The 6,003-nt window shown below is 39.5% G+C and carries 6 protein-coding genes; 4 read left to right on the forward strand and 2 right to left on the reverse strand.

The genetic code is table 11. The features are described 5' to 3' along the window. Nucleotides 1-286 precede the first annotated feature (286 nt). Both AC4GME_RS16590 and AC4GME_RS16595 read left to right on the forward strand, forming a co-directional pair. The gene (locus AC4GME_RS16590) at nucleotides 287-967 is read left to right on the forward strand and encodes a DUF3334 family protein (protein ID WP_490377102.1); all 681 of its coding nucleotides are present in this window, start codon (nucleotides 287-289) and stop codon (nucleotides 965-967) included. Nucleotides 968-1,132: 165 nt separating this feature from the next. Beyond that, the gene (locus AC4GME_RS16595; RefSeq protein WP_490377101.1) at nucleotides 1,133-1,612 is read left to right on the forward strand and encodes an aminoacyl-tRNA deacylase; all 480 of its coding nucleotides are present in this window, start codon (nucleotides 1,133-1,135) and stop codon (nucleotides 1,610-1,612) included. 69 nt (nucleotides 1,613-1,681) lie between these two features. Here AC4GME_RS16595 and AC4GME_RS16600 read toward each other — a convergent pair whose 3' ends face one another. Continuing rightward, nucleotides 1,682-2,806 carry a DUF5610 domain-containing protein gene (locus AC4GME_RS16600; protein ID WP_490377100.1) on the reverse strand — a complete coding sequence of 375 codons (1,125 nt, stop codon included), beginning with the start codon at nucleotides 2,804-2,806 and terminating at the stop codon, nucleotides 1,682-1,684. Nucleotides 2,807-3,154: 348 nt separating this feature from the next. On the opposite strand from AC4GME_RS16600, the gene AC4GME_RS16605 reads away from it, so the two are divergent. Further along, nucleotides 3,155-3,820, forward strand: a complete 666-nt coding sequence (locus tag AC4GME_RS16605) for an SDR family oxidoreductase (RefSeq protein ID WP_490377099.1) — start codon at nucleotides 3,155-3,157, stop codon at nucleotides 3,818-3,820. A 48-nt stretch (nucleotides 3,821-3,868) separates the two neighbouring features. On the opposite strand, the gene AC4GME_RS16610 is transcribed toward AC4GME_RS16605, so the two are convergent. After that, a complete protein-coding gene (locus tag AC4GME_RS16610; RefSeq protein WP_490377098.1) occupies nucleotides 3,869-4,867 on the reverse strand; it encodes an esterase/lipase family protein in 999 nt (332 codons plus the stop codon). A 371-nt stretch (nucleotides 4,868-5,238) separates the two neighbouring features. Here AC4GME_RS16610 and thpR point away from each other — a divergent pair, with 371 nt between their 5' ends. Further along, the gene (gene thpR / locus AC4GME_RS16615; protein ID WP_490377097.1) at nucleotides 5,239-5,763 is read left to right on the forward strand and encodes an RNA 2',3'-cyclic phosphodiesterase; all 525 of its coding nucleotides are present in this window, start codon (nucleotides 5,239-5,241) and stop codon (nucleotides 5,761-5,763) included. Nucleotides 5,764-6,003: the final 240 nt, after the last annotated feature.

Genomic DNA, 6,003 nt, shown 5'->3' on the forward strand with positions numbered 1-6,003 from the left:
CAATATAAACATAAATTTTAAGAGCAATGGTCTATTGAAAAGCTAATTTATCACCCTGCTGTTACTTTAACTCAATAATATTAACGATTTTAAATTAACTTCACTAAATTAGCGCTTTTATAATGCGTTGCCTGCGATTCTTTTGTCAAAAATGTGCATTGTGATAAAGCGCGATTTAACTAATAGCGTACTATTGACAAAAAATAAGTTTCCCTTTTTTAACGTTAATATTTTGCAGTTAAAATATCTGAACTTATATAAAACCATATATTTAATAGGTACTTCCATGGCTAAAACTAAAACAATAACAACTGACGATATACTGCTGGTATTATGTGATTCAGTAAAGTCAGTGCTCACCACTGCAACCGATCACCCAATCCACTACTCTTCGATGGTGCAGAAAATTAGTAAAACCTGTCTTAAACCCGATCTCGGCTGTTTCGTGCTGTTTGATGGTGGCTTCTCGGGATTAGTGATTATCAACTTCACCGCAGGCGCCGCACTAGAGATATATCAAAACTACATGTTGCATATGGGCATCCCCGAAAATGAGCTAGCACAATCACATACTGCCGATGATGTGGGCGATGTGATGGGGGAACTGATGAATCAAATTGTCGGAGATTTTACCGGGAATATAGGCCATCAGCTGCACACCTCTATTACCCAAAATCAACCGAAAATGTTAACCATCAATAAGCAGGTACTACTCTCTATTGATACCAACCTGGACCGACCGCAAGCAAGACGAGTCACTTTCACCACAGAAAAGAATAATATTTTCTATCTAGAGATGGCGATGGATAAAACCGAATTTATAAAACTGTCCACATTCAAAGAGAAAGAAAAATTTGATCTGGATTCATTAATCGACCAGGAGCAAAACGGTAAGAGAGAATCTAAACCAGCAAGCTCAAGTAACCAGGTTGTAGAGCAAGATTTACTTGATGAATTAGGAATTTAGCGCTTCTCTTTGTTGAATAGTTAAGGAAAACAAGCAGGTGCAGTGAGAAATAAGATCCTATAAATAAATCGCTTACGGGATCTTGTTTTTACACTCTCATTTCAGCCTCGTTAATTAGCTTTGGGCTATACTTTTAGAGTGATGATCATTAAAGGAGATCTGCTCATGAGTATTGTAACCAGAGTGAGTGCATATCTGGATAAAAGGCATATCCACTACCAATTATTGAAACATGCACCAAGTCATAATTCCCTCAGTTCAGCAATTACCTCAAATGTCCCTGCAACACAGGTTGTAAAAGGCGTGATGCTTGAAGATCATGAAGGTAAGAAGCTGATGGCAATTTTGCCAGCCAGTCATAAAGTCAGTTTAATCACACTCAATGAAAAGTTAAATCGACAGTTTCATCTAATGAAAGAAGCAGCCGTCTATGAGTTGTTTGATGATTGCGATCATGGGGCTGTTCCACCCCTAGCGCAGGCTTACAACATGGATAGAGTGTACGATGAATATTTAATGCAGCAACCACAGTTATACCTGGAAGCTGGTGATCATACATCTTTAATACAGCTGACTAAGGATGAATTTGCTCAATTGATGCAGGATGCAAAACCTTTACGCTTTACTCATAGAGTATTTCATTAAGGTGCACAGCTTAAAATAGAGCACTAAGCAGCTGGATATCAAAAAGCTGACCAGGTCAGCTTTTTTCATTTACGAAACGCTATCACTTTGCTCCTGAACTAAGTTATCAAGGCTAGCTAACTGCTCAAACACCGCTTGGCTGTATTCAAGTAGTTTATTCAATTCAGGCTGGCCTTCATTTAACCATTCCAATAAACTCGCCAGTTGATTTTCAAGTGCCAGCGGTTTTGCTTTTTCATAAGCTGCGCTTAGCTCATTATTTAAGGGCATCAACTGATCCGCAATCTCTTTTGCAGGCAAAACTTGTTGATACTCTTTAACACTCGCGTAGGTTTCCGTTCTTTGTAAGTTCATTGAAAACGCAGACAACTGACTGGTATCCATGCCAATTTCTAACGCCTGCTCAAACGCTTGCTCAAGATCACCGTCAAAAAACAGCTCACTGACGTTTTGCAGATTACCCATTAACTCATTAATTGCAGCCTGCTCATCTTCATTAAGATCACCATTCACTGCAAATGAAAATGCATAGTTCAACGATTCCTGGCTCGATGATGCATAATCCAGCGAATTGGCGTCATAACGCAGAGCTGTTGCATTTTGCTGTAGATATTCAGCATTAAACTGAATATCAACTTGATCGCCCTCTTGAGTCGTAAAACTAAAGGAAGCTGCGTTGCTTAAATTATAAAGACTCGCTTCGCGGTAATTGGCAATGCCCACAACAGGCTGTGCAACTAATTGCTCAGAGAGATCTTTTAAGCCCTCTTTTAATAACGAATTAGCTTCGTGAATACCATTTTTAATATCATCCGTCATTAATCCTGATTCTTCAAGCTCAGCAGAGGCATCGGCGATGCCCATTTTGATCCCTTTTTTAGCATCATAAAGCATGTTCTTTAAAGTATTATCATCAGCCCCATTTTCTTTCGCTTGCAGTAACGCCTCTTTCACAAAACCTAATACATTTTCTGCGACCTTTTCAAAATCAAAGCTTGAACTGTTATCATTAGCGGCTTGCTGTGGCATACCCAATGATTCAGCTAACCTCCCCTGCATAATATTGGTTGCGATATTTTTTTTATCGAGCTGATGAACACTGTTGGAGTGTGCTGAAACTTCTGATTTACCATGACCATTCAACAACTTGTTAAACATCGCCATAGGTTGAAAATTTTGCATTGCAATTTTCATGATCTTCTCCGAACATAAATACTTATTAATAATCAGAACATACTTACTCTGTATCGGCAAAAGATAATAATTCTTAAACTAAAGACAACAAAGAGGTAAACGCATCTACACTTTTTAATACAGATCCAGATCAGCTTATAAAAGATATATTTATTTTCTACTGTCAGCTCTGTTAAGTTAATGACAAAATGGATCAACAAGTTTCAGCTTCAACAAACAACTGATGGATTTCAGGTGGTTACCTGCTTGTTGTTTATGCCAATAAATTTTACCGGCAGTCAAACATTGGCAGCACCTGTTTTTTAGTAACAGCACATTATTTTTCTAATCAAGCAATTAGAGGTCTTTATGTCCAGAACATTATTAATAACAGGTGCTAATCGCGGTATTGGATTGGCACTGGCTACTCTTTATAAAAAGGCTGGCTATCAAATAATTGCAGTTTGCCGTAGTCGAAGTGATGAAATCGCAGCATTGGCTGACCAATTAATCACCAATATCGATTTTACCAATGCACAAGATATCAATACGGTTTATCAACAGATCAAAGATCAACCTGTCGATCTGCTTATCAACAACGCGGGTCTGTTACAGGATGATAGTCTGGGAAGTATTGAGCTAGATAGCTTGCGTCAACAGATGGAAATAAACGCCTACGCACCTTTGATGTTTACCCAAGCGATACAAACCTGTTTAAAGTCCGGTAGTAAGATAGTGAATATTACCAGTCGTATGGGCTCAATCAGCGATAACGATTCCGGCGGACGCTACGGTTATCGCGCTGCAAAAGCTGCGTTAAATGCATTCACTAAATCTCTGGCTATTGATCTCAAAGAGCAAGGTATTGCAGTTGCCGTTGTGCATCCAGGTTGGGTGAAAACTCGTATGGTTAATTTTAATGGTTTAATAACGGCAGAAGAGTCAGCTAAGGGCATAGCAGCAAGGATTGCAGCACTGAACCTAGAAAATAGTGGTTCTTTTTGGCATAGTAATGGTGAGTTATTACCTTGGTAATACTCTCCATACAGAGTTATTTAAAATCAAACGACTGCAGTACAAAGCTCACTGATTAAGTTCACTTGAACTGTTATGCGATTGAACGCCATACAGTTTCACAAGCAGGTTTTGCAGTGCTTCCTGCCGATCAGGAGGCGTTGCTGAAAGCATATTTTCTTGCTGTAAAATTGCCAGCAACTTGCGCGGTACGGCATGCTTGTATCCGACTATTTCCACGTGACCGGCATCAACCTGAATATTGATCACTTGTGAATAGTGGTCAATCACTGGGTGATACTGCTCTGCTAATTCAAAAACATAATCACTTTCAATACATACTCCCTCATTATCAACTTTGCGGCAGGTATTTTGTTCATTAGTAACAACTTTCAGGTAACGCTGTACGGAAGGTAAAAGTGGTTCAGGATGTTGAATAAAATTCGACTTTGAAGTTATCTCAAACCAGTTATCTCCGGTAATACCCCAGCATATTCCCGGAATAATACCTAAACTCAGCCAGTTTAATGTACGTGAGCCGCATAAATTAGCATTTTCTATACCAGCGAAGGGGGCTGCCACAGTGATCAGTTTTATATTTATATCACTGTCTTGCCAATGATTAGGGCGATTATTTTCCATCGCCTTGCGCGCGACTAACCCCCCCATACTATGGCCGATAATGGAGATGTTTTTATTTTTGCTGACAGTCGCTAGTTGCTGCAAAGCAAAAACTAGTTTATCTGCACTGGCAATTAAACTATCTCGATCATCATAGCTATAACAAACAGCCTGCTGCCCGTGAAATGCATATAGTTGCGCCAATGATCGAAAACGTCCTGCAGAACTTTTACGACCATGCACCAAGACCGTTAGCGGATAATTTGAATTAAATAACAGGGTGCGATCTGCTGAATCAGTACAAGCACCTAAGTTTGCTATTTTCACCACTATATCTGGCGTTGGCAGGCGACCTGGCTGTAGCGGCTGTGGTTGCGCCACATAGGTGGATGAATTAGAACAAGCAAGTAATGATGCAACAAACCCAAATAATAAGATTAATCTCATAACTGTTATTCCCTGAACTTTATGAAATGTGAGCACTGCTTCGCGCATTCAGGCGTAATGACACTGTGCATATAAATACTATTTAGCTAAAAAATAACTTTGAAACCCTACTATTAAAAATAGTGCAGTTTATAAGCTTCCGCTTGGAGAATTTATCTAGCCGATTGAATTAATCCAATGCTAGAGTGCACTTATTTACCTCTTATAATTACGCAGCTCCTGCACAAGCAAATTTTAAATATTCAACAAAGCGCAACAAAAGCAATTGGCTTTTGCTACAGTTTAATAAAGTACAAAAGGTCACTAGTTTCTTTGTTTTTTTGCCACAAAGGCAACCCCTGATAACTTTGCTTTCTACTCGGGTAAGTAAAATGACTAAAAAACTCTTTCTCGGCATCAGCTTAGATAAACAACAGATGCTGCAAATAGGTCAACTGCAGGCTCATTTTGGCGCAGACGTCAGACTAGTCCCTGCGACGAACCTGCATATGACTATCGCTTTTTTCGGACTTGTCTCTTGCAAAACGCGACGAAAACTCGAAAAACGCATCACAGCTCTACACAAACCTCAATTCAGCATTACACTCGATACATTAAGCCTCTGGCGAAAACCCAGAGTACTTTGCATTACCGGACAAGCGCAAGATAAGGCACTGCTACAGATAGCAAATGAGTGTCAATTATTAGCATCCACACTCAATCTGCATCCAAGTGAACATATTTTTTCAGCACACATCACACTGGCGCGCAAAGCCAAAAAAATGCCCCAGTGTCCCGCATCTCAGCTTTTATTTTCACCTCTTATTATAACCCCCAGCGCTATCCATCTGTTTGAATCAAAGAGCTGCGACAATGGTGTAGAATATCAAATATTGCGTTCATGGAATCTGCACTAGCGTTAAGCGCCCGCTTCTTATCGCAATGTAATTCCTTGGCAAACAGTGCATAAAGGGAGCAATGTATCAGCTGGCAAAACAGCAGAAATTTACGATTGCAGCTTACAGCTATTTTAGTAAATCAATGAGTATTGAGATCCTCAGCAAGGGAGATTAATCGGAATAAGTTGCAGCTCAGTTGAGGTTTATCTGCGGAGCACTGCGTGCATTTTTTATCTTAAAAGGATTATTGTTTATTGA

The organism is Psychromonas sp. (genome assembly GCF_983033635.1).